24 protein-coding genes, 2 tRNA genes and 1 pseudogene are annotated in these 20,073 nt (G+C 47.0%); all 27 read right to left on the bottom strand.

The window, feature by feature from the left end; all coding sequences use genetic code 11:
- Position 1: 1 nt before the first annotated feature.
- The 27 genes and pseudogenes from BEA93_RS06265 to BEA93_RS06120 all read right to left on the bottom strand — a co-directional run bounded on the left by BEA93_RS06265 (position 2) and on the right by BEA93_RS06120 (position 20,007).
- On the bottom strand, positions 2–226 hold the full coding sequence (locus BEA93_RS06265; protein WP_000908083.1) for a hypothetical protein: 225 nt from the start codon (positions 224–226) through the stop codon (positions 2–4).
- Between the two features lie 42 nt (positions 227–268).
- Positions 269–1,408 (bottom strand): P22 phage major capsid protein family protein, encoded by a 1,140-nt coding sequence (locus BEA93_RS06260; protein WP_000918489.1) that lies wholly within the window; start codon positions 1,406–1,408, stop codon positions 269–271.
- A gap of 98 nt (positions 1,409–1,506) precedes the next feature.
- Complete coding sequence (locus BEA93_RS06255; RefSeq protein WP_000770040.1) at positions 1,507–2,271, bottom strand: DUF6651 domain-containing protein; 765 nt, start codon at positions 2,269–2,271, stop codon at positions 1,507–1,509.
- 104 nt (positions 2,272–2,375) lie between these two features.
- A complete protein-coding gene (locus tag BEA93_RS06250) occupies positions 2,376–3,488 on the bottom strand; it encodes a phage minor head protein (RefSeq protein WP_024165603.1) in 1,113 nt (370 codons plus the stop codon).
- Positions 3,472–4,878, bottom strand: coding sequence for a DUF4055 domain-containing protein (locus tag BEA93_RS06245; protein ID WP_000763705.1), 1,407 nt, complete (start codon positions 4,876–4,878; stop codon positions 3,472–3,474). The genes BEA93_RS06250 and BEA93_RS06245 overlap by 17 nt, the downstream gene beginning before the upstream one ends.
- A 2-nt stretch (positions 4,879–4,880) precedes the next feature.
- Positions 4,881–6,182 (bottom strand): terminase large subunit domain-containing protein, encoded by a 1,302-nt coding sequence (locus BEA93_RS06240; RefSeq protein WP_000625349.1) that lies wholly within the window; start codon positions 6,180–6,182, stop codon positions 4,881–4,883.
- Positions 6,163–7,257, bottom strand: a complete 1,095-nt coding sequence (locus BEA93_RS06235; RefSeq protein WP_000089437.1) for a terminase small subunit — start codon at positions 7,255–7,257, stop codon at positions 6,163–6,165. Before BEA93_RS06235 ends, BEA93_RS06240 begins: the two co-directional genes overlap by 20 nt.
- A gap of 3 nt (positions 7,258–7,260) precedes the next feature.
- The gene (locus BEA93_RS06230) at positions 7,261–7,470 is read right to left on the bottom strand and encodes a hypothetical protein (RefSeq protein ID WP_000126788.1); all 210 of its coding nucleotides are present in this window, start codon (positions 7,468–7,470) and stop codon (positions 7,261–7,263) included.
- Positions 7,448–8,380, bottom strand: a complete 933-nt coding sequence (locus BEA93_RS06225) for a hypothetical protein (protein WP_001204030.1) — start codon at positions 8,378–8,380, stop codon at positions 7,448–7,450. Before BEA93_RS06225 ends, BEA93_RS06230 begins: the two co-directional genes overlap by 23 nt.
- A gap of 526 nt (positions 8,381–8,906) precedes the next feature.
- Positions 8,907–9,164, bottom strand: a pseudogene (locus tag BEA93_RS26325) (ParB/Srx family N-terminal domain-containing protein); the annotation flags it as partial.
- A 137-nt stretch (positions 9,165–9,301) separates the two neighbouring features.
- On the bottom strand, positions 9,302–10,759 hold the full coding sequence (trkG, locus tag BEA93_RS06210) for a Trk system potassium transporter TrkG (RefSeq protein ID WP_001097899.1): 1,458 nt from the start codon (positions 10,757–10,759) through the stop codon (positions 9,302–9,304).
- Between the two features lie 137 nt (positions 10,760–10,896).
- Positions 10,897–11,361 (bottom strand): lysis protein, encoded by a 465-nt coding sequence (locus tag BEA93_RS26320; RefSeq protein ID WP_001516461.1) that lies wholly within the window; start codon positions 11,359–11,361, stop codon positions 10,897–10,899.
- On the bottom strand, positions 11,358–11,855 hold the full coding sequence (gene rrrD, locus BEA93_RS06195; RefSeq protein ID WP_001135280.1) for a lysozyme RrrD: 498 nt from the start codon (positions 11,853–11,855) through the stop codon (positions 11,358–11,360). Before rrrD ends, BEA93_RS26320 begins: the two co-directional genes overlap by 4 nt.
- Positions 11,855–12,070, bottom strand: coding sequence for a phage lysis protein EssD (gene essD, locus BEA93_RS06190; RefSeq protein ID WP_000839596.1), 216 nt, complete (start codon positions 12,068–12,070; stop codon positions 11,855–11,857). Before essD ends, rrrD begins: the two co-directional genes overlap by 1 nt.
- A gap of 776 nt (positions 12,071–12,846) precedes the next feature.
- Positions 12,847–12,921 (bottom strand) — tRNA-Gly (locus tag BEA93_RS06185).
- A gap of 3 nt (positions 12,922–12,924) precedes the next feature.
- Positions 12,925–13,000, bottom strand: a tRNA-Thr gene (locus BEA93_RS06180).
- A 362-nt stretch (positions 13,001–13,362) separates the two neighbouring features.
- On the bottom strand, positions 13,363–13,899 hold the full coding sequence (locus tag BEA93_RS06175) for a DUF1133 family protein (RefSeq protein WP_000640127.1): 537 nt from the start codon (positions 13,897–13,899) through the stop codon (positions 13,363–13,365).
- The gene (locus BEA93_RS06170; protein ID WP_000228021.1) at positions 13,896–14,186 is read right to left on the bottom strand and encodes a DUF1364 domain-containing protein; all 291 of its coding nucleotides are present in this window, start codon (positions 14,184–14,186) and stop codon (positions 13,896–13,898) included. The genes BEA93_RS06175 and BEA93_RS06170 overlap by 4 nt, the downstream gene beginning before the upstream one ends.
- Positions 14,186–14,785, bottom strand: coding sequence for a DUF1367 family protein (locus BEA93_RS06165; RefSeq protein WP_000940322.1), 600 nt, complete (start codon positions 14,783–14,785; stop codon positions 14,186–14,188). The genes BEA93_RS06170 and BEA93_RS06165 overlap by 1 nt, the downstream gene beginning before the upstream one ends.
- 466 nt (positions 14,786–15,251) lie before the next feature.
- Complete coding sequence (gene hokD, locus BEA93_RS06155; RefSeq protein WP_000813254.1) at positions 15,252–15,407, bottom strand: type I toxin-antitoxin system toxin HokD; 156 nt, start codon at positions 15,405–15,407, stop codon at positions 15,252–15,254.
- A gap of 237 nt (positions 15,408–15,644) precedes the next feature.
- Positions 15,645–16,310, bottom strand: coding sequence for an epoxyqueuosine reductase QueH (locus BEA93_RS06150; protein WP_021554705.1), 666 nt, complete (start codon positions 16,308–16,310; stop codon positions 15,645–15,647).
- 184 nt (positions 16,311–16,494) lie between these two features.
- Entirely contained in the window at positions 16,495–16,911 is a 417-nt protein-coding gene (locus BEA93_RS06145; protein ID WP_001151236.1) for a DUF977 family protein, read from the bottom strand.
- Positions 16,912–16,926: 15 nt separating this feature from the next.
- A complete protein-coding gene (locus tag BEA93_RS06140; protein WP_000450696.1) occupies positions 16,927–17,688 on the bottom strand; it encodes a DUF1627 domain-containing protein in 762 nt (253 codons plus the stop codon).
- Between the two features lie 22 nt (positions 17,689–17,710).
- Positions 17,711–18,457, bottom strand: a complete 747-nt coding sequence (locus BEA93_RS06135; protein WP_000788766.1) for an ATP-binding protein — start codon at positions 18,455–18,457, stop codon at positions 17,711–17,713.
- Positions 18,458–18,463: 6 nt separating this feature from the next.
- Positions 18,464–19,321 carry a YdaU family protein gene (locus BEA93_RS06130; RefSeq protein ID WP_000899759.1) on the bottom strand — a complete coding sequence of 286 codons (858 nt, stop codon included), beginning with the start codon at positions 19,319–19,321 and terminating at the stop codon, positions 18,464–18,466.
- A 12-nt stretch (positions 19,322–19,333) separates the two neighbouring features.
- On the bottom strand, positions 19,334–19,756 hold the full coding sequence (locus BEA93_RS06125) for a toxin YdaT family protein (protein ID WP_000693802.1): 423 nt from the start codon (positions 19,754–19,756) through the stop codon (positions 19,334–19,336).
- Positions 19,753–20,007 carry a helix-turn-helix transcriptional regulator gene (locus tag BEA93_RS06120; protein WP_001072342.1) on the bottom strand — a complete coding sequence of 85 codons (255 nt, stop codon included), beginning with the start codon at positions 20,005–20,007 and terminating at the stop codon, positions 19,753–19,755. The genes BEA93_RS06125 and BEA93_RS06120 overlap by 4 nt, the downstream gene beginning before the upstream one ends.
- Between the last annotated feature and the right edge of the window lie 66 nt (positions 20,008–20,073).

The following is a 20,073-nucleotide window of genomic DNA, read 5'->3' as shown; positions in this document are numbered from 1 at the left end:
GTTACTCCTGAGTTTTCCAGCCCAGAGCCTTCCAGTTGTCAACTTCATCAGGATGAACATTAGCGATAGTTGGTGCGCCGGGAAACATCTGATAATCGGTCACCATAACCACTAACTCAATTTGCGTTTTTTGTGGCTCCTGAATTTGCTCCACATTTTGCTCCACCACTGCATTTTTTTGCGCGGCTTCACGCTGTGCTCTTTGCTCTTTAGTTAATCCGGCCATATACCCTCCATTAAAAATGGGGCCGAAGCCCCGTTTGGATGTTTAACCAAGAATCAGACAACCATGTGCCGGTTTCACTGACGAAACACCCCATGCCAGTCCAACTTCATAGCGCACCTGGCGATACTGACGATACAGTGCAATCTGGAACGTAATCCCTGAAATCGGGTCCGTAACATTCATTACATCATCAGCATTATCGCCACCTTCCGGCATTGCCGGAGTACGGGATGCCAGCAGAAACGCGTTGCGATCAAACGCCATATTTGCAGTAAAGGAGCCAACAACTGTGATTGCAGTATCATCGGCCAGATCCTGACGCAGTCCCGGTGCTGCAAGAGTAATCAGATTGCTGGTCGCTGCTGCCACAACATACTGATTAGGATCGCCAGCGAACGTAACAATCTGACCTGCAGAAATACTCCCCGAACCAGTATCAATGGAAATAAGAACATCGCCTTCTTTTTTCTCGCCATTCACGAGATAACCAGTTGCAGCAACCTTTGGCGCTCGTTTTACACCTGCCGAACTGTGAATATTGAATCCCTCCAGACGCCCCAACACGCCCTCACGCAGTAGCTGTTCAGTGCCGGATTCATTCACTTTAAACAATACAGACTGTTTTCCGCGCAAATTAGCAATGGCAGTGGAACCAAGCACCATCTGCAGATCTGTTGTCGGTGCGCCGTTATCCTCCAGAACCTGACGAGCCAGAGCAGCATCAGAAAGATCATCTTTAACACCAAACGGCGTTGTCCCTGCGGTTCCCACGGCGCGGGAAGCACCGAAATACAACACACCAAGATCAGCCTCAACCTCGTTTGCAAGGGCGCGAAAAGCCTGCTTGAACTGATCAGCCAGAATGGTGTTGTAAGTCCCTGAAGGGCCAAGAGCCAGTTGTTCTTCACCATTCCATTTAACCGGCGCCATTTTGGATTTAGTAATTTTTACATCAACAGTGCCAATATTTTGATCACCGGTATTCGGAGCTGACGGCCCCGGTACGATATCTTCGGTTTTCGCCTCAGGCGCAACTGGCGCGGTTACCGTCTGATCTTTTGCTGCGGCGTCAGCTTTTGCGTTTTTTGCTACCGCAGGGATAAAACCTACCTGCTCACGGGATACAACATCCAGGGCGGTGTAAATAGTCGGGATCAACCCGGTCAGGGTATTTCCAGCCATAATTAAATATTCCTTAAAAATTTGCGTAATTGTGAATGGATTGAGTAGTGAGCTATCCAGCCCTGACACCAACTCCCATCCGGAAGCTGGCAAATGTATTAATCAACGATTGTGATACCGTCTTTCAGTGCGTTTTGCTTACCTGCAACATCCAGTGCATCAAAAGCAGAGCGTTTCATCGTTTTCTGACCAATATCATGCTGTGTCGGACGGGAACCGCCGCCATTGTTGCCACTGGCTTTCAGGATGTAGTCTTTCTGAGGGTAATTTTCGACGAGGAACTCCAGCGCCTCATCAAACTGCGCCAGTTCTCCTGGCTTCGCGCGGGAATAAATTTTGTTGCCGGAAGCGTCATAAGCAACGATCTTCCCTTCTTCCACTTTGAATGCCTGTCCGAAGCGGGCTTGTAATAAATCTGCCGGGATCGCAATTTTATCGGCAATATATTTTGAACCCGCAAAACTACCGCCAATCATAGAATCGTAAAGCTGCTTCTCCAGCATCTGAGAGCGTTGCTTTTCTTCATCTAATTGCTGCTGAAAATTTTTCGTAATTTCAGCCTTAACCTGGTCAACCTGTCCCGCATCGATCAGCTTTTTCTGGTCGATTTTTGACAGCATTTCCAGTGCCTCGATCGCCTTCTTCGGGTCTTCGATAGCGGCAAACTTAGCCAGTTTTTCCTCTGCAGCTTCTTTAGCCAGGCGATGATTTTTTGCCTCGCCATTAAGTTCTGTAATTTTTTTTGTCGCCAGCGGTGCATCGAAGCCGATTTCTTTACCATCGTCGTGCACATAAACTGGCAGGCCAGCAGTATCAATTTCTGCGTATTGTTTTCCGTTAATCTCGACCGTTTTCAGTTTCATATTAGTACCTGGTTTAAGTCTTCCGACAGTTACGCTGCTCACCATCCGGATCGCAGCAATAAAAAAGGCCACCCGAAGGTAGCCTGTTGTAATAAATGATTTATTTAAATCCCTGCTTTTCTGAATACCTGTGCATCACGCTCACGGAGTTGCTTCAGCGTCAGCCATTCGCCTTTATCGGTGTAAAATTCATCTGGCGACATACCACCATCCCGAATCAGCTTTGCCCGGGTTTCCCCCACAATCTGTTTTTGTCTGGTGTAAGGCTGACGCAAAAACCATTCCCTGTAGGTTGTATCTCCGGCCACCACGCCATCCATGCTGGCCCGCTCAGCCGGGGAAATATCACGAACATCAATACCCAGTTCCTTCGCTGATTTCAGAATGAACGTTTCCGTTGAGCGGCAGCAGAAATGAATTTTTCCCGGCCCCTGCAAATAAGGCACGCTGTGACCTACAGGTTTATTATCCAGCGTATATTTGAGGCGATCCCTGATTCGACATTGTGGCGTAGTACGATTATCAAGCGTTGATAACCATTGCTTACCCTTAATCAAATCATTATTCGCGCGTGCAAAACTCTCACGAGCAGTAGCAGCAAGATGTCCAACCGCTGTTTTTGCAATGCTGGCCGCATTAGCCCGGCTCATCTGCAATGCACCATCCTGAAATCCCTTACTGACATGTCCCCGAATTTTTCTTGCGATCTGCTCATTGGTATCCCCCAGCAAAAAACCCTGACGCACCGTATTTGTTATGCGTCTGAGCCGATCCGCCTCAAGATCTGAGGCCCACTCACTGAGCAGTCGTCCCTGGAATGGTCGCGCCATTGCAGCGGCGTAAAGTGCATCAGAAGAGATACCAACCAGAGGGTGAACATCAGCAACAAAATCAGGTAGCAGAGAATCAAACAGACTTAACTGATAACCAACCTCATAAATTGCCAGCTCGTTCAGCTCTCCGGAGAGACTGGTAAACATGCTGTTAATAGCAGTGCGGTTAACCTCTCTGACACTCGCCAGAAGTGACTCCAGGCGCGTAACGGTAAAACTACTAGGATCGAGGCTGTCCAGTGCTACCAGCAGGCGAGCTGTAAGCTCCGCATCGCTGTCATTCAGTATTTTCACTATTCTGGCAGCCACACCAGTGCTATAGCGGGATATCCAGACTGCATGAGCAATTGATTCATCACGCAGCCGTTCATTCACGGTTTGCATCATTGATTTCCATCAGCATTACACTCTGATTTTTTAATTCATCGATCACTTCCTCTGGACGGGAATCCTGATCGATAAATTTCAACGCCTGCAACACCCGAACCGCATCAATCTGACGTATATCACCGCCCTGACGCAATGACTGAACAGCCAGCGCGGAGGATGAGTCAAACACCTGGGCAGATACATCCAGTTCAGTGCGCACATCCACATTGCCACCGCAACTCTCTCCGCTCCATTCCGCCATTATCTGGAGAATATTATCGAGGGCATCTTCGAGGGAGTTCGCCATTGTATAAAGCGGCGAGTGTTCCTGCATCCGCTCTTCATTAGTCTGATCAACAGATTTGGTGGATGTATTTTCAGCCCGCAGAAGTTTAGCGCCGGCATGACGCATCTGATTTTCCAGCTTCTCAAGTGATGTTTCGCCAGATTCTATCGCTGCGCCACTATGTTCAACATATTCGAGGCCATTTTTTGTTCTGTCCTCAAAAATCGTAGCGGTGGATGCACCAACCGTCAGTTCTTCATTCCTGTCCAGCCCGTAGGCCACCAGCAATGGAACGCGGGCAACATGAAGAATATTGTCCTGCTCGCTCTGGCTTTGCCAGTGCTTGATATTCAGCAAGCCAAGATTAAGCAATGGCGGTGTACCACGCATAAACCCTGTTTTCTTCGTATACAGTGTTACCAGAGGAATATCATCACGGCTGGTATTCCATGACTCATGAAGCGTCCAGACAGATTCGCCATTAGTACCTTCGCTGCGTCGATAAATTTCAACTCGACGGGGCATAATATGGCGGATCTGCTCCACCTTCTTCTGCCCGAAATCATCACCATCAATAATGATGACCTCTTTTATACGCAAATCAGTGAGAACAACTTTCCCTTTTTCAACTTTCGATTTCCATCCAATAACCTGGCGTGGATTCAGCATCGTAACGTACGGGCGACCACCGGCCGCGTTTTCATCGGCTTTTGTCCGAATCTCTTTCATATCCGTTCGTGGATAGTCCACCAGCGCATGTGCCACACCATACTGAAATGCGAGACTGAAAAATTGCTGCGCCCACACATCCAGTCGGCTCCCCTCCATGTCGATATTTTCTGCATATTCCCTGATTTTTTCCGGCGTTTCCTCACTCAATACTGTCGGCTCTGCAAATATGCGCCCAATATTTTGTTTGATGCTTTCTTCATACACAGGAAGTAGCGTAGCCACAGACAGGCGTTTTTTATAAGCGTCTTCATCTTCATTAGGCCATTTGGGGAGATAATTTTCCCCCTGCCTGCGCATTTCAAGCGTACCGCCCATCAATGCGTCGTTAATATCCCACGCCTCCAGCATATCGTTATAGTCGAGGTTGGGTGTTGATATATCAGCCATAATTAAATCCGAAGTGATGTGACTCTTCCGGTCGGTTTGACAATAGGGAATTGCTTAACGATGAAATAACCTCCGGCATCATTCGGGTGATCATTGCCAGATTTTTTATCAGGCTCCCCCTTATCATCCCAGACCTGTTGCTCCAGAGATTCGGCATATACCGGACAACGCTTCACATTAACTTTATAGCGACGCTCACCATTGGCATTGCAGAACATTGCATTCATTGAGTTAACGCGATCTTTTACTGGCGGGTTCGAGCTGTTCACCACAACGTTAAAACCAGCCTGCTTAAGCTGGGCTATATCCGTCGTACTTGCGTTACTTGATTTTCTGGAATCTCCGGAAGCATCTGGATAAATATAAATCTCCCTCACTTTCCGGTAATCATTCCCGTCATACAGCCAGAAGCGTTCTTTAATGATGCGGATCATATCCGGCGTATCGTAGGCATTGATGATTTCAGTTACCGCACATGGAAGCCCCAAACGCAGCACATGGACGATCCCCGCCATCTTTCCAACGTTAAAATCCATCCCAATATAAATCGGCTCCCCTGGCTGCTCCACTTCTTCGCAATTATTCAGTTTCCGGTCAAACTGATGGTAAACAGTACCACTTGTCAGGTTAGTAAACTGTCCTCGAAGATAGGCTTTAATCAGCTCTGGAGGGTATGATTCAAGAAGCGAAGGAATGTAATCTGCTGGCAGGTTCTTTTCATTATCGAAAGTAGATGCCTGCACCAGACCATACAGTGAGGCCAGCTCTGTTTTTTCACGCACGGCTTTAACAAACTGCTCGTAGACAAATTTGAATCCTTCCGGCGTGGTTGTAACGTCAATACCGTTGCGAAGTCCATCAATCTTATAACGCATACGCGCAATTATCTTGCGCCACGCCGTTCTGGCTTTTTCCTTCGGCAAAATGTCCAGTTCATCCACCAGCGCATTACCAATTTTGAAACCGACGATCGTTTGTGGCTTCTCCATCGATCTGCAGATAGTGGTTCCCCGATACTGGCGTCCGTAATAAAAGTGAACCTCTTTATTTCCCTCATTAATTTTTACGTTCAATCCCCAGTCAGCAGCAACTTCTTCCACTGTAGGGTAAAAAATATCGCGAATTTGGGGATACGTTGGCGCAAAATATCCCTGATTTATACCTGGATGCTCCCAAATCCCCTTGCATATGCCGCCACACCCAACCCATGTTTTGCCCGAGCCAAAACCAGCAATATAGGCTTTAAATTTATGGGGCATTGAAAGAAATCGCGCCTGAGGCACATTAAGCGTCGGAGAGATCATCTTCATCACTCCTTACTCTGGCATCAACCACATTAATATTGATCGCCACAGGCTGGGGATGTTCATTATCTTCCACCGTTTCGATCTCTTTGCGCAGCTTCTGGTTTTCCATTCTGCGTCGTTCAATTTCCAGTTCCTGTAGCCGCTTATCTGCACATAAAGCCCCGCCAGCAGAAAGCAAACGCAACAATTCACGCCGGGCGGCAGCCTTATCCTCCAGCAGGATCTCAACGCCGAATTTTCCGAGTTTTGCCCCTGCATATAATTGCCGCGCATCCCCATCAAGCAGAGTGGTATCAGCCATATAAAGCTGTCCCGTTCCCTCACCGCAGCACTTCGGGCAGTCCGGATTGGGTATGGCGTTATCAACAAAGCCGAGGCCTCCATATTCCGGTTCGGGTTTGCCATCTCTGGAAGCCTGCGCCGCTGCCTTGTCGAATTCTGCTATATCGCGCCACTGGTAGAGATGATTCTCGCCCCAGCAATAACGGCAGTTAACACGGCGAAATTGTGCAAGCTGATTGGGGTCGGCCAGGACAATGGCCATCAACTGACTCACCAGTAAATCCAGGTCTGCGGTATAGCGTTTCTGGTACTGATTGCGGAAGTAGCTGATAGCGCGAAAAACCCTGGCATTTCTAAGCATACGACTGGCGTTGCTGTTAGCTGTCGCACCTTGCCCCTCATAACCGGCTAGTCGGTACGCCTCTGTCGGCTTTTTCCCCTGAGCAACAAGCATCGCAAACTTAGCCTGCTGGTCAGAAATGCCGAATTCATCGGGACAGAACGAAAATTCCTCCGCGTCGCCCTCATTCAGGCCCGCATCGAATACTGGCTTTTTTTCCTGAGATTTTTCGTTCCGCTTTTGTGCAGTCTGCGCAGATTTTTTCTGCGCACTTTTTTGCGCAGTTTTGCGCATTTCTGTCTGCGCATTTTTCGGAGGTTTTTTGATGTAACGACGGGCTGTTGCGTAATTCAGTCCCCTTGCTTCACACCATGCCACCGGAGATATACCGGAGCGGGTGTATTCAGCAATATACTCCTGCTGCAACGCCCCCCAGTCCGGTCTGCTCATCAGTTAGTCCTGATTTTTATCCACCCTGAGTAGTTCGCGCAGAGCAAAGGCATCCCCTTTTCTGGCAAGCTTAAACAATGCCGCTCGTAACTCGGCTTCACCTTTCGCTCTGCCCTTACGGATGGCCGCATAAAAATCTGTCATTGCTTCCCGATTTTCTTTCAGTCGGTTCAGATCAACATCCAGAACGTCAGCGATTTGTTGTGCAGTCATCCGGCACGCTGCCAGAGACTCGACTTTCGAATATGGAATCATTTGTCACCCCTATTGATATGCAGGGTGTCTTCTTCCTGTATTTTTCGTGAAGGATTTTTACTGCAGCGTTGTTCCAGGTGACCTGATGGTGAATGCGTTTATGGCTGGCACCCATCAGTGAGATTTTTACGCACGACGGCGCATACATGACGGAGTAAAAACTTTTAACGTAGGTTCCGGAATCCAGATACAGCTCGGTCATTCCGCCGCTGTTTTTCTGCGTCTGTTTCTGCCCTAACTGGACAGCACCGATCGTCATAAACAATTCACCACAGCGACCGAGATTCGTGTACGTATTCACATCCTCGTTAATGCGCCCCATGAATGAGAACGGTCGATCAACCGAACAGATAAAGCTGTTCATTGCCTTGCGTTTCACCCACGAAGCATGGCCGCCATTGTCACCAAGAAAATCCCCGCCCTGCGACATAGCGATGGAAAGAGCAGGTATTGATTCGTAGTACGCCAGCATTTCAGAAAGGATCGCATCCAGTTTCCTTATCGGAAAATAGGCCTGGTCATAGTTGCGATCCACCCGAAACTGGAACTCGTGATAATCATCATCGAGCTGAATGAAGTATTTACACCCGACCAGTTTTGCCAGGTCGAAACAGGCATTACGGGCGTAAAAAATTGAGCGGCGGTCACCGAAATTATCGGCTTCGTCAAAACGACTGGCGATATCGGCTTTGGAAAACACCAGCACCTGTTCACCAAATTCAGCCATGTACTGATGCCGTGTCTTATCTTCATCATCAACAACGATAAAAATTTTCCCGGTATAGCCAGCACGACGCAACGTCCGGTAAGTCAGAACTTTGTCCGGTCGCCCGTGAGTCAGAATAAAGGCGCAAAAATCATCACGCATATTCCTCCTCCTCACCACCATGCATGATCTCCACCATGCGCTGCGTCATCCGGACAAATCCATTTTCAATAGCCTGCTGATAATCAATGATCACCAGCGCCGACTCCTCGAAAAAACACTGAATTTCAGCGGGGGCGTGAGCGTAATAGTCCGCAATTCTGCTGAAATTAAACACCGTGTGGCGTTCTGCCGCGCACAGGAGGAATTTTTCGATATCGGGCTCAAGGGACGCCGAACGTATCCGGCTGATCAGCTCCTGAGTTTTCGTATCGTCGTACAGCTCACTGATGTCCGGTTTATCGCCCGACGGCTCATAAACAGGCGTATCAATTTTCGTCGTGTACGGCTCCTCCTCATTTCCTGTACCTGGCAAAACATCCGTCAACAGTTCATCAATTTCTGTCGGGCTGAATCCTGTCAGGGAGATATCAAAATCAGCATTGATTAGCTCCGACAGCTCCATCCGCAACAGTTCTTCATCCCAGCCAGCGTTCAGCGGCAGGCGATTATCTGCCAGGCGGTACGCCTTTTTCTGATCATCCATCAAACCAGACAGAACGATGACCGGAATGGAATCCATTTTGAGCACTTCAGCCGCCATAACGCGACCGTGACCAGCAATAATTTCGCCCTTTTCATCAATCAGCACCGGATTAGTCCAGCCGAATTGCTTAATGCTTTCTACCAGTTGTGCCACCTGCTCAGGGCTGTGTGTCCTGGCGTTGTGTGCATACGGAGACAGTTCTTGTAAAGGGCGATAGACGATCTTCAATTTCTCGCTCATACAGCCTTGCTTTATGAATAAAACGCACCCCAGCAGCCAGTGCTACTGGGGGCGGAGGTGTTGCTGGTAAAGTTAGGTATTGGATCAATGAGTGAGTCAATATAATATTAAACTCACAATTATAAATCAGCCATATATTAGGAGCGCCAAAAAAAACCTGAAAACAATATAATAACAGGATAAATTTCAAGGCGACCAAGAATCATAGCTATGCACATTAAATATTTTGCAATGTCATTAAGCACTCCGAATGACGATGCAGTAGCCCCAAAACCTAATCCCATATTATTAATACATGCAGCCACTGTTGCAAATGATGTAAGAAAATCATATCCCATACCATTTAACACCAGTATAAAAAACACCGTGAAGAGAGTATAAAGAAAAAAGAAACTCCATACAGACCTCATTACACGATCTGTAACTATCTTCCCTCCTACATTTACACTCAACAACGCTCTGGGATGAGAAAGCTGGTTTATCTCGTGTTTGCTTTGTTTGAAAAGTATAAGAAATCGAAGTGACTTAATTCCACCACAAGTTGAACCTATACATCCCCCAAAGAAACTTGACAACAGCAAAAACACTATCGTGTGCGTGGGCCAGTTTGCATAATCCTGCGTAGCTAAACCATTATCAGTGAGCATGGAGCTGGCAAGAAAAAACGAATGAATAAAACTTCCAGGCAAGTCATACATACCTATATGCCAGACCTGGAAAGAGGTAACAATGATCACCCCTAAGGCTATTAACAGAAAGAAACGAAGTTCAATATCTCTGATTAAAGGTTTTAACGTTTTCCTGCTAATAACAATATACCAAAGGGTGAAGTTGAAAGCCGATAGCAGGGAAAAAGAACCAGCCACCAGCTCAACCAAATAGTTATTAAAATATCCGATACTCTCGCTATGAGTTGAGAAACCACCAAGCGAAACTGTGGATATCCCGTGACAAATAGCATCAAACAAAGGCATTCCTGCAAGTCTATAACAGACAATACAAGCAATACCTAATAAAGAATAAGTTATCCAAAGTGTCCGTGACGTATCGGCCAGGCGGGGAGTAAGTTTGTCATCCTTAAATGGCCCTGGCATTTCTGACTGATAAAGCTTTGCACCACCAATACCCAATAATGGCAATACAGCAACCGCCAGAACAATAACTCCTAAGCCACCTATAAAATTTAACTGTGACCGATAGTACAAATATGCCCGAGGTAATGAACTAACATCATCAATTACAGTTGCTCCTGTTGTTGTTATTCCAGAAACCCCTTCAAATAGAGCATCAATAAACGTTAAATTAAGTTCTGAGTCAATCCATAAAGGGAATGCACTAATAACAGAAAACAAAATCCAAAACATTACAATTATAATAAACCCATCACGGGTACGTAATTGAATACCAGATTTCTTAGTTGTATACCACGCTCCGCCACCAATGCAAAAAAATATAACGAAAGTTATAAAGAAAACGAACAGGCTTTTTTCTTTATAAAACAATGCTACAACCATTGGTGGCAACATTGAAAGACTATAGAGCCAAACCAGGAACCCACACATATGAGTAACAACTCTTACATGAGATGTATTCATATCTAAATATTCTTTCAATTATAACCACCTTGCTGCAACATTATGATTATACTGTATAAAATTTAACTCATCTTAGATCTTACTTCACTGTTCCTTATGAAACAATCATCAAAATGAATCATATTGTAGTTAAGATTTTACTTTAAACACTGTTCGGTTATGTATTGCTGAGCACCTTCAAGTTGGGCCTGCATCATTACCAGTCGTTCCCGGAGGGTGAAATAATCCCGTTCAGCGGTGTCTGCCAGTCTGGGGGAGACTGCATTATCCACGCTGGAGGCGATGGTGGCTTCACGCACGGACGGACAGACTGCTTTGATGTGCAACCGACGACGACCAGCGGCAACATCATCACGCAGAGCATCATTTTCAGCTTTCGCATCAGCTAACTCCTTCAGGTATTTTGCATCGAGTGCAGCAACATCACGCTGGCGTATCTGCATGTCAGTAATGATTGCGGTCGCCTGGTTGAGTTTTTCCTTCACATTATCGCGTTGCGCTTTGTAGGTAATGGCATTATCACGGTAATGATTAACAGCCCATGACAGGCAGACGATGATGCAGATAACCAGAGCGGAGATAATCGCGGTTACTCTGTTCATTGCTGACCCCACAAACAGATTTCACGCTCAATCTCACGACGAGTCATGAGACCTTTCCATTGCTTACCGCCAGCATATGTCCAGCGACGTAGCTGATCACATGCGCCTTTGATATCGCCCTGGTTTATTTTGCGAAGAAGCGTCGATGTTCTGAAATTGCCAGCGCCCACGTTGTAAACGAACGAGTAAAGAGCGCCGCGCGTTGTTTCCGGTATATCAACTTTTATGTACGGGTTAATTTGTCTGGCGACCGTGGCAAGGTCTTTATTCAGGAGGGCTTTGCATTCTGCTTTGGTATACGTTTTACCGAGCATGATGTCTTTTCCTGTATGCCCGTGACATACAGTCCATACACCAACAATATCTTTGTATGGTATGTAGCTGACACCTTCCAGACCATCGTTACCACTTGGGCCAGTGATTAACACTGATGCTATAGCAATTGCTCCGCCACCAATAGCAGCAGCAACGGCTTTTCGTAATGATGGAGGCATTATTCACCTCTCGCAGCCTTGCGCTTATCTTCTTTAATCTTGAAATAAAGGTTTGTCAGGTACGTCAGCAGGCCAAATACCAAGCTACCCAGCACACCTATTGCTGCCCACTGTGAGGGCGTGACTTTATCGAGCAGCTGTAAAAACCAGTAGCCAGCACTGCCTGCGGAGGTGCCATAGGCGACACCCGTTGTTAACTTATCCATGGATTTCATAACCCCCACCTCGCAGATGCGGGCGCTGTGTAATGGAAACAAAAAATGGCCACCAGCGGCCCGTAAAAAACACCCCGTCAAAGACACCCGCAGATGCCTTTTGTGTGGTGTTATCTGATGTGATGTGCGTCGGATGTGACGCGGAGAAAATGAAATAAACCTTATCTGAAATTAAGGTTGATCTGAGGATTTAAACCATTTTTAAAGCTTAGTAATATCAACTCGTCTCCGGAAGGAGACCGATACTTATTCTTCTTCATGGACTTTGTCCCGCGGTCTTAATCCGACGACCGCGCTACTTTTCACCCTCTCGCAAATTGCTATCCAAAGGACGTTGTCCCACGAGTATTCCTGGATGCTCGTGTATTTTTTTGTCCTGAGAAAGGAATAAAAAAAACCGCCTGATACGGCGGTTGGTCAATTAAGGGATGAATTATTTAATTGTTATAAAACCGAGGCGTCGGGTGCCTCCCGAAGTATTCCGTGCCGTATGGATACTGTGGTTTCCCGCTAAACCGACTCTTTAAACCACCCTCGCCCTGAGGAACGCCTCTGCGGTGCTTTTACAACACCAGAATGATGCATCACCGACCCTGCCAGGAAATACAAAATCTCCACCGATAATGCACCATTCTGCTGCCGTAAAAAATCAGCACTGAGGCTACACCCGGCCTCAAATCATAGCCAGAGAACAGAATGCTTTTTCAAAACAACCTGCTCCCACGTAATAAAAAAATACGCCAGTGCCGCAATACAATAAGGCTTGTTTCAAATGCTGGAGCGGGTAGCGGGAATCGAACCCGCATCATCAGCTTGGAAGGCTGAGGTAATAGCCATTATACGATACCCGCATATGGTGCCGACTACCGGAATCGAACTGGTGACCTACTGATTACAAGTCAGTTGCTCTACCTACTGAGCTAAGTCGGCATTGGTTCTTCAGGGGAGCGATATCACCGAGCAAAGAAGAGTTCCCCCTCAGAACCGTTTTCGATGATACGATTTAATATTCCAATCGCAACAACACTTTGCGTCAAGTTATGTAAATTTATTTATGTGTTTTTATTTTATGTGAATAATTCACTTTCACTTAAAATATACATGACAATGTATAAACAAATTTATTTTGAAGGCGATTATTAAATGTCGTTTCTGATATCACGCCACAGAAACAACAAAACCCGCTCAATGGCGGGTTGTATTAAAGTTCATGCGCTTAATTTGCCTCGCGATACAGCTATGCGAAGCGTACCGAAATTGAAGCAGTTTGTGGCTCATTTTGCAATGATTTTTTAAGCATAATCGAACGCTTCTCTCATAGGTGAATACAAAATGAACTCAGCAACACGCAACCACTGATCAACACGACGTCGGCATGTAATCAACGCCCACTCTGGGTACTGTTCGTTTAATAACTCGGCCATCCTTCTCTTACTCATCCCTCGCCCCACATAACGCTGACTCAGGACATTTAGTAGTCCTGGATGATCCGCCAGAACTTCACCTATAACACTATCAATTTTTAGTGCCTCTGCATCAGTACAATGCGCCAGCCAGCTCTTTTGCTTGCCGTTGATCATCTCTCGCAAAAACGCTTCCAGCTCAGCTTTCTCTATTCCCGCTTTTTTCATTCTGCGCAGGGCTTCATTGATGGCTGTTTTCGTCAATTTTTTTGACGCCAGCAACTGGTTAAACATATTCCCCGTCTTACCGCCGCCAATATACGACCAGCGCCCCCACATGCGCAGTTTTCCCTGAATCCAGACACTTTCCAGCGTGGTGAGACGAAGGTGTTCCCCGCTTTTGCCTGTATTTGTTGGGTAAATCATAAATAACCTTCCTTTCTCCAGATTTCTTGCGTGCGAAAAACACCTTCTGCATGCATCAGGCGTAATTCTTCTTTGGTGTAATCGCTGGTTTTTACCCGCCCGTCGATTAAATCGTGGCATGAGTTACAGGCAATCGCTGCCTGCATATCGTGTGGTTTTGTCGCTGTTCCGCACGTCCCTGCCAACCTGTAATGCGCCAGCACAGAAGTTTCGGGATTGTGATTGCAGTAGCCAGGGATTCTGACCTGGCACATCTGGCCCCGCGCCGCTTTACGTAAATCCACCATTACGCAAACTCCAGTAGCTGCGCGGCCACATTTTCGACTTGTTCCGGAGAGGAAAATTTACGGAACAGAATCCAGTTCCACAGCACATTCAGTACAGATTTATAAACCTGCTGAAACTCGGTTTCGTCCATATTCGCAAACGCGATGGATTTCGCCCGACGCCCACGACTACCATCAGGATAAAAATGCTCGGTGTAAAATCCGGCCTGAATGGTTACCCACTCGCGGAAAGCGTCAAATGATTTGAGCAATGCCATATCCCGGGTTCTGCGTGTCGCAACGGTATTCAGATATTGTTCCGCGGCATCACTCAGAGCTGGCGTATGTTCCCTGCCTACTGATTCACACAGGTAATCAACGAAGCCGAACACCATTTCTCGTTCGCGAGGTGTGATCGCCCCACCGACCGGAGTCCAGTAATCGAATCCCAGTTGCAGGAGTTTGAAAAAACGCTTGTGGAATGCGTAGTTACGCACACGCTTAAAGTCTGCGTGTATCCACTCACCTATTTTGATTTGATGCAGAAAATCGCAACTCTCCGGCGTCGCCGGGAGAAGTAAACCAGAAGAAGTTTGTTTGACCAGTTGTATATGCGCCATTTCTCAATCTCTCGATGGCGCAGTGCAGCAGATGCCAGTTGTTCAGGCTGACGTATGAAGTATAAATAAACTGGCTCCAGTGTAAAGTCCCCACCTTAATGGAATAAAAACCAAACAACAGATTGCCGGGATAAAAACAACGCTTATTATTAAAAGCGGTTAAACAAATTAAATTTTAATGTTATGCAAATCTACCAGATCACCATAATATCTCATTTGAAAACCACTGAAATAACAATCCTATCAAGATCAATCATATTAAGGTGAGTAAATATGGAAAACAACAAATCTGCACATTACGCTCCTTTTTTATCTGTAATACTTTTTGTTTTATGCTGTGCGTGGGCATTATTTTTATAAAAATATTTACAGATAAAATAAACTCGCCAAAACTGGTTAAGTGTGGGTGCGTTGAGGATGCATAATACATCAGAGGTGGCGAGGGATTTCTCCCTCGCCCGGTCTCTTACTCCTCAGGTTCGTAAGCTGTGAAGACAGCGACCTCCGTCTGCCCGGTTCGGATTCGTACCTCGCAGAGGTCTTTCCTCGTTACCAGTGCCGTCACTATGACGGTTAAACAGATGACGATCAGGGCGATTAACATCGCCTTTTGCTGCTTCATAGCCTGCTTCTCCTTGCCTTTCGGCACGTAAGAGGCTAACCTACATGTGTTCAGCATAGATTGAGCCTCAGATTAATGTTAAGCGTCTTGCAGGACGCGTAATGTTAACTGGGGCTTTTCTCTATCTGCCTTTTGGTGTTCATGCCTGAGGCAGATAGCCTCAAGCACCCGCAGCAATTTTACTTAACTCCCGCTACCTCGCCAATATGAAATCAATAAGAAAGGTGCTCCATAAAATCACTCCTTCTCTTCTTTACCGTAGTGGAGTTGACCAATTTTGATAAGAGGGCGTCCCTGAGATTTGCGGTGTAGATTGGTATCGCGCAGAGAATACACACAGCCACAATATTCCTGCTGATAGAATTTTTCGCGCTTGCTGATTTCAATCATGCGGGACGAGCCGCCCTGCTTGCGCCAGTTATAATCCCAGTACACCATGCCCGGATAATGCGCGACGGCTCGCCGCCCACAGTCGTTAACCTGCTGCATATTTTTCCAGCGTGAAATGCCCAGTGAACTGCTGATCACACTGAAACCATTTTCAGCAGCGTACAGCGCTGTCCGCTCAAAACGCATGTCAAAACACATGGTACAACGGATCCCCCTCTCGGGCTCCCATTCCATTCCTTTGGCACGTTCAAACCAGTTGTCTGTGTCGTAATCAGCATCAATAAATGGCACGCCGTGTTGTTCAGCAAAGCGAATATTCTCATCCTTACGAATTAAATACTCTTTCTGAGGATGAATGTTCGGGTTGTAGAAAAAGATGGTATAGTCGATTCCCGAGGCCTGAAGCGCCTCCATCACTTCACCGGAACATGGAGCACAGCAAGAGTGCAGTAGTAGTTTGTTTGCCCCGTTTGGGAGCTCCAATTTAGGCCGTTTGAAATCAGCAATAGTCATAAATATTTTTATTGGGGTCATGAAAATAGCACAGAGTGTAGCATCAGAGCAGGGCTATCGGGAATAGATGTCTAAATCTGGTAATATCTGCTTTTGACACAAAGCAGACAACCACGCTAGCTCAATCCTGTGCCGTGAAAATGTCAATTCACATCTGAACTAATGCTCTTTAATCGAGTAACGTCTATAAATAACGAAAATTTCTCTGATAAAATGCCAGTATGCGCTGCATAACTTCGCTCTTCCGGCACTCACAGCAAATTATGTTTTGGTGCCTGTCATAACGACGTATTTCTCCGTCAGGTAATGACCAGATAAGGTCCGGATCAACCACAGATGGTTTCTTCACCTTTGCCCTAGATAGTTTTTTGCGGGCATTTTGCCAGTCCTTACGAGCCTGTTCAGACGGGAATAACCCGTAGCCAGAGTTGTATACATCGCCACTGGCAACCAGCTCTCTGGCGAGAACGCTCATCAGATATCTTGTCGCACCTGTCTTGGCTTCCAGTTGCCGTAACGTCTCGCGCCCACTCCGGCGTACTAGCTCAACAACCTGTCCCTTGATTTTTTCCCGCTCTTCTTGTGTAAATACTTTTGCCATAAGCGCCTCCGGCAATCACTTTTCCGATGCAACACAGCGAGAAGAATCAGTAATCTGTCGAACAATATCCCGGTGCTTGTTCAGCTCCCGCAGCGCGGCGCAGACACGTTCCCACTTCTGGACATGATTTTTCGCCCGACGCAGTTCGCGGTTTGCCATATGCAGCGATGGCAGAACGAGGTCATCCGCTCGCGTTTCGGTAAACGATGGCAACGACTGCACAATGTCCGCCACAGTTTCTGTTTTAATATCTTCCTGTGTTGCAGCTTCCTGTCCCGGTAACGCAACACCTGCTGGTTGAGGAAAGGCTTTACCATCAGTTTCCGTTACCGATGCAGCTTTCGGCTCTGCTGGTAAATCATCGCCCGGCATGCAGTAACGAAATTTACCGTTCTGATTAACGCGAATCAGACGGCCTTTGCTGATTGCCATTGCCAGCGTTGAAGCCACTTTGCGTGATGTGGTGCCGAAAAACGTAGCCAGTTCATCCGCCGTTTGTGGGCCACGTTGTTCAATCGTCGCGGTTAAATCGCACTCTGAGATTTTCGCTACTGTTGCCGTGGTGGTTTCTTCCGGCAGTTCTGCCTGCTCTGGCTGTTCCTGCTGAACGTTGTTATCAGCCACACGCCAGGTGTATACGCTTTTATCAACGAAGCCAGCCTTTTTAAGTTCCCACAGCTCGTTCAGCACTTCTTCACGACTGATATCAAGTCGCGCAGCCAGTTCTACCGACGTGGCTTTTCCCATTGCTTTCAGTGCATCAAAAACGGTTTCCATTAAAATTTCCTCCCGGTAAAAATCACTTCGCAATTCCTGGCTGGACGACATTCGGACGCCAGCTCTCCCAGTTAAAATTCACCCATCGCCCGCCGTTCATGGTCATGCGATCCATAATCCGCTCGCCGAGCAATGTTTTCATGGCCTCATAGTTCAGGTTTGTCAGCATCCCCACGCTGCGCATCGACGCTGTCCGGCGATCAACAATCTGGTGCAGCACCACCTGCTCGTTTTTTGTCTCGCGCTGAATGCCAATTTCATCAAGAACCAGCAGATCCACTTGGCACAGTTCCCGCAAAAATTTTTCGCCTGATTGCCCGTCGTCATAGCTGGCGTGTAGAGCACTCATGACATCAGCCACGGTAACCACAATCACTGTCTGGCCATCTTTCAGCAGGCGATTCCCGATAGCCGCCGCCAGATGGTTTTTTCCGGTACCAGGTTTTCCGCTGAACGCAAAATTTGTACACCCGGTCATCAGTTCATCAGCGATAGATTTCGCCTGGTTCAACGCGTATCGCTGACCGTCGTTCTGCACCTGGTAATTCGCAAACGAGCATTTGCGGTGCAATGGCTGGATGCCAGAGCGATTCAGAATTTTTTCCACCCGCAACTGACGATTCTGACGGTTGATCTCCTCACAACGTTTCTGGCCTTCGGAAAGTTGCCACTCGCGCCACTCCGCTACCGTTTTGAATGGGGCGGTTACATGTGGCGGGGCCAGTCTGCGGATACGTTCAAGAATGCCGCCTGCCGCAATATTTTTCATGGTCAGTTACCCCCTGAAGCCTGGCGGGATCGCACTATCCGGTAACGAGACGGTGTTAACCTGTCGGAGTAACGTCTCAGGTAGAACACCTTTTGGCGCGAACAAGCCTTGGTATTCATTGGCGATGCTGTGTCGAATCACCTGCTCAGGTGAAAAACCCTGCTGGCGGAATTTTTCCAGCTCCCGTATCGCCCCGTTAGCGCCCTGCTCCGTTCGAATCGGTTTACGCAATGCCTGGCGAAATTCAACCCACTCACGCCAAAGCGAGACAGAAATCCAGTTCGGCAAAGCAATATCCAGAGGGTCAAACTTTTTGACACCTCGATTCCCCCGGGGGGGATTTAGGGGGGGATCTGTTTTTAGATCTTTATCTGTATCTTTATTAGTTGCCTTTGTGTTGGCATCATGTTCAAACACCACTTCAACATCTGTTTGAACACCTGTTAAATTTCTCTCTTGTTTTGTTTGAACATCTGCTTCCTTTCTGCTTCTTCTGGCCTGAACAGATGCTTTTCCTGCGGCTGATTTTTTGGTTAATTTTTCCCTGACTGATGCCAGATCTTCCTCAATCCGAAGATGCACCCATTCCTCGCCGTTATCGCAAAAAAACTCCCGCAAGGATGGTTCAACATCAGCCCATCGCTCGTTAGTCAGACGGGCAATTTTTGCCAGCCTGTTTTTGGGTATTGGCTTTCCTGTTTGCCAGTAATTGAACATCAGCAACAAATACGCACCGTGCTCCTCTGCTGACAAATGCATGGTGTCAGCCAAGTAATCAGCTATGTACAGTTGCATGTATGGTAATGCGGCCATAATTGCCCCGTATGATGCTGTCCGGTTGCTTAGAATAAGCACAAACAGCATGAAAACTTTTGCTTAATGAACAATGACAGAATCGTCGGAAGACCCGCCACCGCTGAAATGCGCTTTCCGGTAAACGGCCTGGACAGCATCATCATGCGCATCAATTGCCGTACTTAACGCTTCCTGCGCCGCCAGTAATGCACGGCGTTCCAAGGTATCGAAGATGCAGAGTCGGTGACGCAGCTCGCGCGGAAGGATTGCCAGAATTGCTGGGATCAGCTTCTGAATTTTTTCTCTTTGCGTTTTCGTTTCACCTTTCAACCAACGGTGATAGATATTCTGCTGATTGTTCCAGTCCTTGCCTGGAACCAGAGGCAATTCGCCGCCCCCCTGGCGCAGATATTCTTCAGTAATGGCATTGGCTACCCATGCCTGCCCTTTTTCAGCAGCCAGGGCTAACAACACTGATTCGATGTGCTCATGCTTGATTTTCATGAATCAACTCCCATCAGCTTTTTCGTAGTAGTTTTATTTCTGCCAATAGTTAAAATTGCATCGGCAGAAAATAATCCGTTTGATGCATGAGCGATTTTTTCAGCGTAATTTGTTTCGCCGGTATATTCTGTGCGAGGCAATTTTCCGTTATCCATCCATTTGTAGATTGCTCTTTGGCTGACACCACAAACGTCGGCCACAACAGAAACGCGAACAGTTTTGATTACATCTTCAAGTGTTTTCTGGTTCATATCACCCTCACAATGTGAACTTTGAGTACATGCTATAACAGAACTGACAGTACATTCAAGAGCGAA

It is taken from the genome of Escherichia sp. MOD1-EC5950 (genome assembly GCF_002965345.1).
In the GTDB taxonomy this organism is placed as follows: Bacteria; Pseudomonadota; Gammaproteobacteria; order Enterobacterales; family Enterobacteriaceae; genus Escherichia; species Escherichia marmotae.
The sequence above is the reverse complement of the archived record's forward strand: the minus strand, read 5'-3'. Positions and strand labels throughout refer to the sequence as shown.

Bases quoted from the DNA above. Each gene is read 5' to 3' on its own strand.
- BEA93_RS06170 (WP_000228021.1), bottom strand. From the start codon at position 14,186: ATGGTGGATTTACGTAAAGCGGCGCGGGGCCAGATGTGCCAGGTCAGA.
- hokD (WP_000813254.1), bottom strand. From the start codon at position 15,407: ATGAAGCAGCAAAAGGCGATGTTAATCGCCCTGATCGTCATCTGTTTA.
- trkG (WP_001097899.1), bottom strand. From the start codon at position 10,759: ATGAATACATCTCATGTAAGAGTTGTTACTCATATGTGTGGGTTCCTG.
- BEA93_RS06140 (WP_000450696.1), bottom strand. From the start codon at position 17,688: ATGGAAACCGTTTTTGATGCACTGAAAGCAATGGGAAAAGCCACGTCG.
- BEA93_RS06150 (WP_021554705.1), bottom strand. From the start codon at position 16,310: ATGACTATTGCTGATTTCAAACGGCCTAAATTGGAGCTCCCAAACGGG.
- BEA93_RS06125 (WP_000693802.1), bottom strand. From the start codon at position 19,756: ATGAAAATCAAGCATGAGCACATCGAATCAGTGTTGTTAGCCCTGGCT.
- essD (WP_000839596.1), bottom strand. From the start codon at position 12,070: ATGAAATCCATGGATAAGTTAACAACGGGTGTCGCCTATGGCACCTCC.
- BEA93_RS06130 (WP_000899759.1), bottom strand. From the start codon at position 19,321: ATGCTGTTTGTGCTTATTCTAAGCAACCGGACAGCATCATACGGGGCA.
- BEA93_RS06255 (WP_000770040.1), bottom strand. From the start codon at position 2,271: ATGAAACTGAAAACGGTCGAGATTAACGGAAAACAATACGCAGAAATT.
- BEA93_RS06235 (WP_000089437.1), bottom strand. From the start codon at position 7,257: ATGAGCAGACCGGACTGGGGGGCGTTGCAGCAGGAGTATATTGCTGAA.
- BEA93_RS06145 (WP_001151236.1), bottom strand. From the start codon at position 16,911: ATGGCAAAAGTATTTACACAAGAAGAGCGGGAAAAAATCAAGGGACAG.
- BEA93_RS06120 (WP_001072342.1), bottom strand. From the start codon at position 20,007: ATGAACCAGAAAACACTTGAAGATGTAATCAAAACTGTTCGCGTTTCT.
- BEA93_RS06250 (WP_024165603.1), bottom strand. From the start codon at position 3,488: ATGCAAACCGTGAATGAACGGCTGCGTGATGAATCAATTGCTCATGCA.
- BEA93_RS06165 (WP_000940322.1), bottom strand. From the start codon at position 14,785: ATGGCGCATATACAACTGGTCAAACAAACTTCTTCTGGTTTACTTCTC.
- BEA93_RS06230 (WP_000126788.1), bottom strand. From the start codon at position 7,470: ATGACTGCACAACAAATCGCTGACGTTCTGGATGTTGATCTGAACCGA.
- BEA93_RS06245 (WP_000763705.1), bottom strand. From the start codon at position 4,878: ATGGCTGATATATCAACACCCAACCTCGACTATAACGATATGCTGGAG.
- BEA93_RS26320 (WP_001516461.1), bottom strand. From the start codon at position 11,361: ATGAACAGAGTAACCGCGATTATCTCCGCTCTGGTTATCTGCATCATC.
- rrrD (WP_001135280.1), bottom strand. From the start codon at position 11,855: ATGCCTCCATCATTACGAAAAGCCGTTGCTGCTGCTATTGGTGGCGGA.
- BEA93_RS06135 (WP_000788766.1), bottom strand. From the start codon at position 18,457: ATGAAAAATATTGCGGCAGGCGGCATTCTTGAACGTATCCGCAGACTG.
- BEA93_RS06265 (WP_000908083.1), bottom strand. From the start codon at position 226: ATGGCCGGATTAACTAAAGAGCAAAGAGCACAGCGTGAAGCCGCGCAA.
- BEA93_RS06225 (WP_001204030.1), bottom strand. From the start codon at position 8,380: ATGCGTGATGATTTTTGCGCCTTTATTCTGACTCACGGGCGACCGGAC.
- BEA93_RS06175 (WP_000640127.1), bottom strand. From the start codon at position 13,899: ATGATTTACCCAACAAATACAGGCAAAAGCGGGGAACACCTTCGTCTC.
- BEA93_RS06260 (WP_000918489.1), bottom strand. From the start codon at position 1,408: ATGGCTGGAAATACCCTGACCGGGTTGATCCCGACTATTTACACCGCC.
- BEA93_RS06240 (WP_000625349.1), bottom strand. From the start codon at position 6,182: ATGATCTCTCCGACGCTTAATGTGCCTCAGGCGCGATTTCTTTCAATG.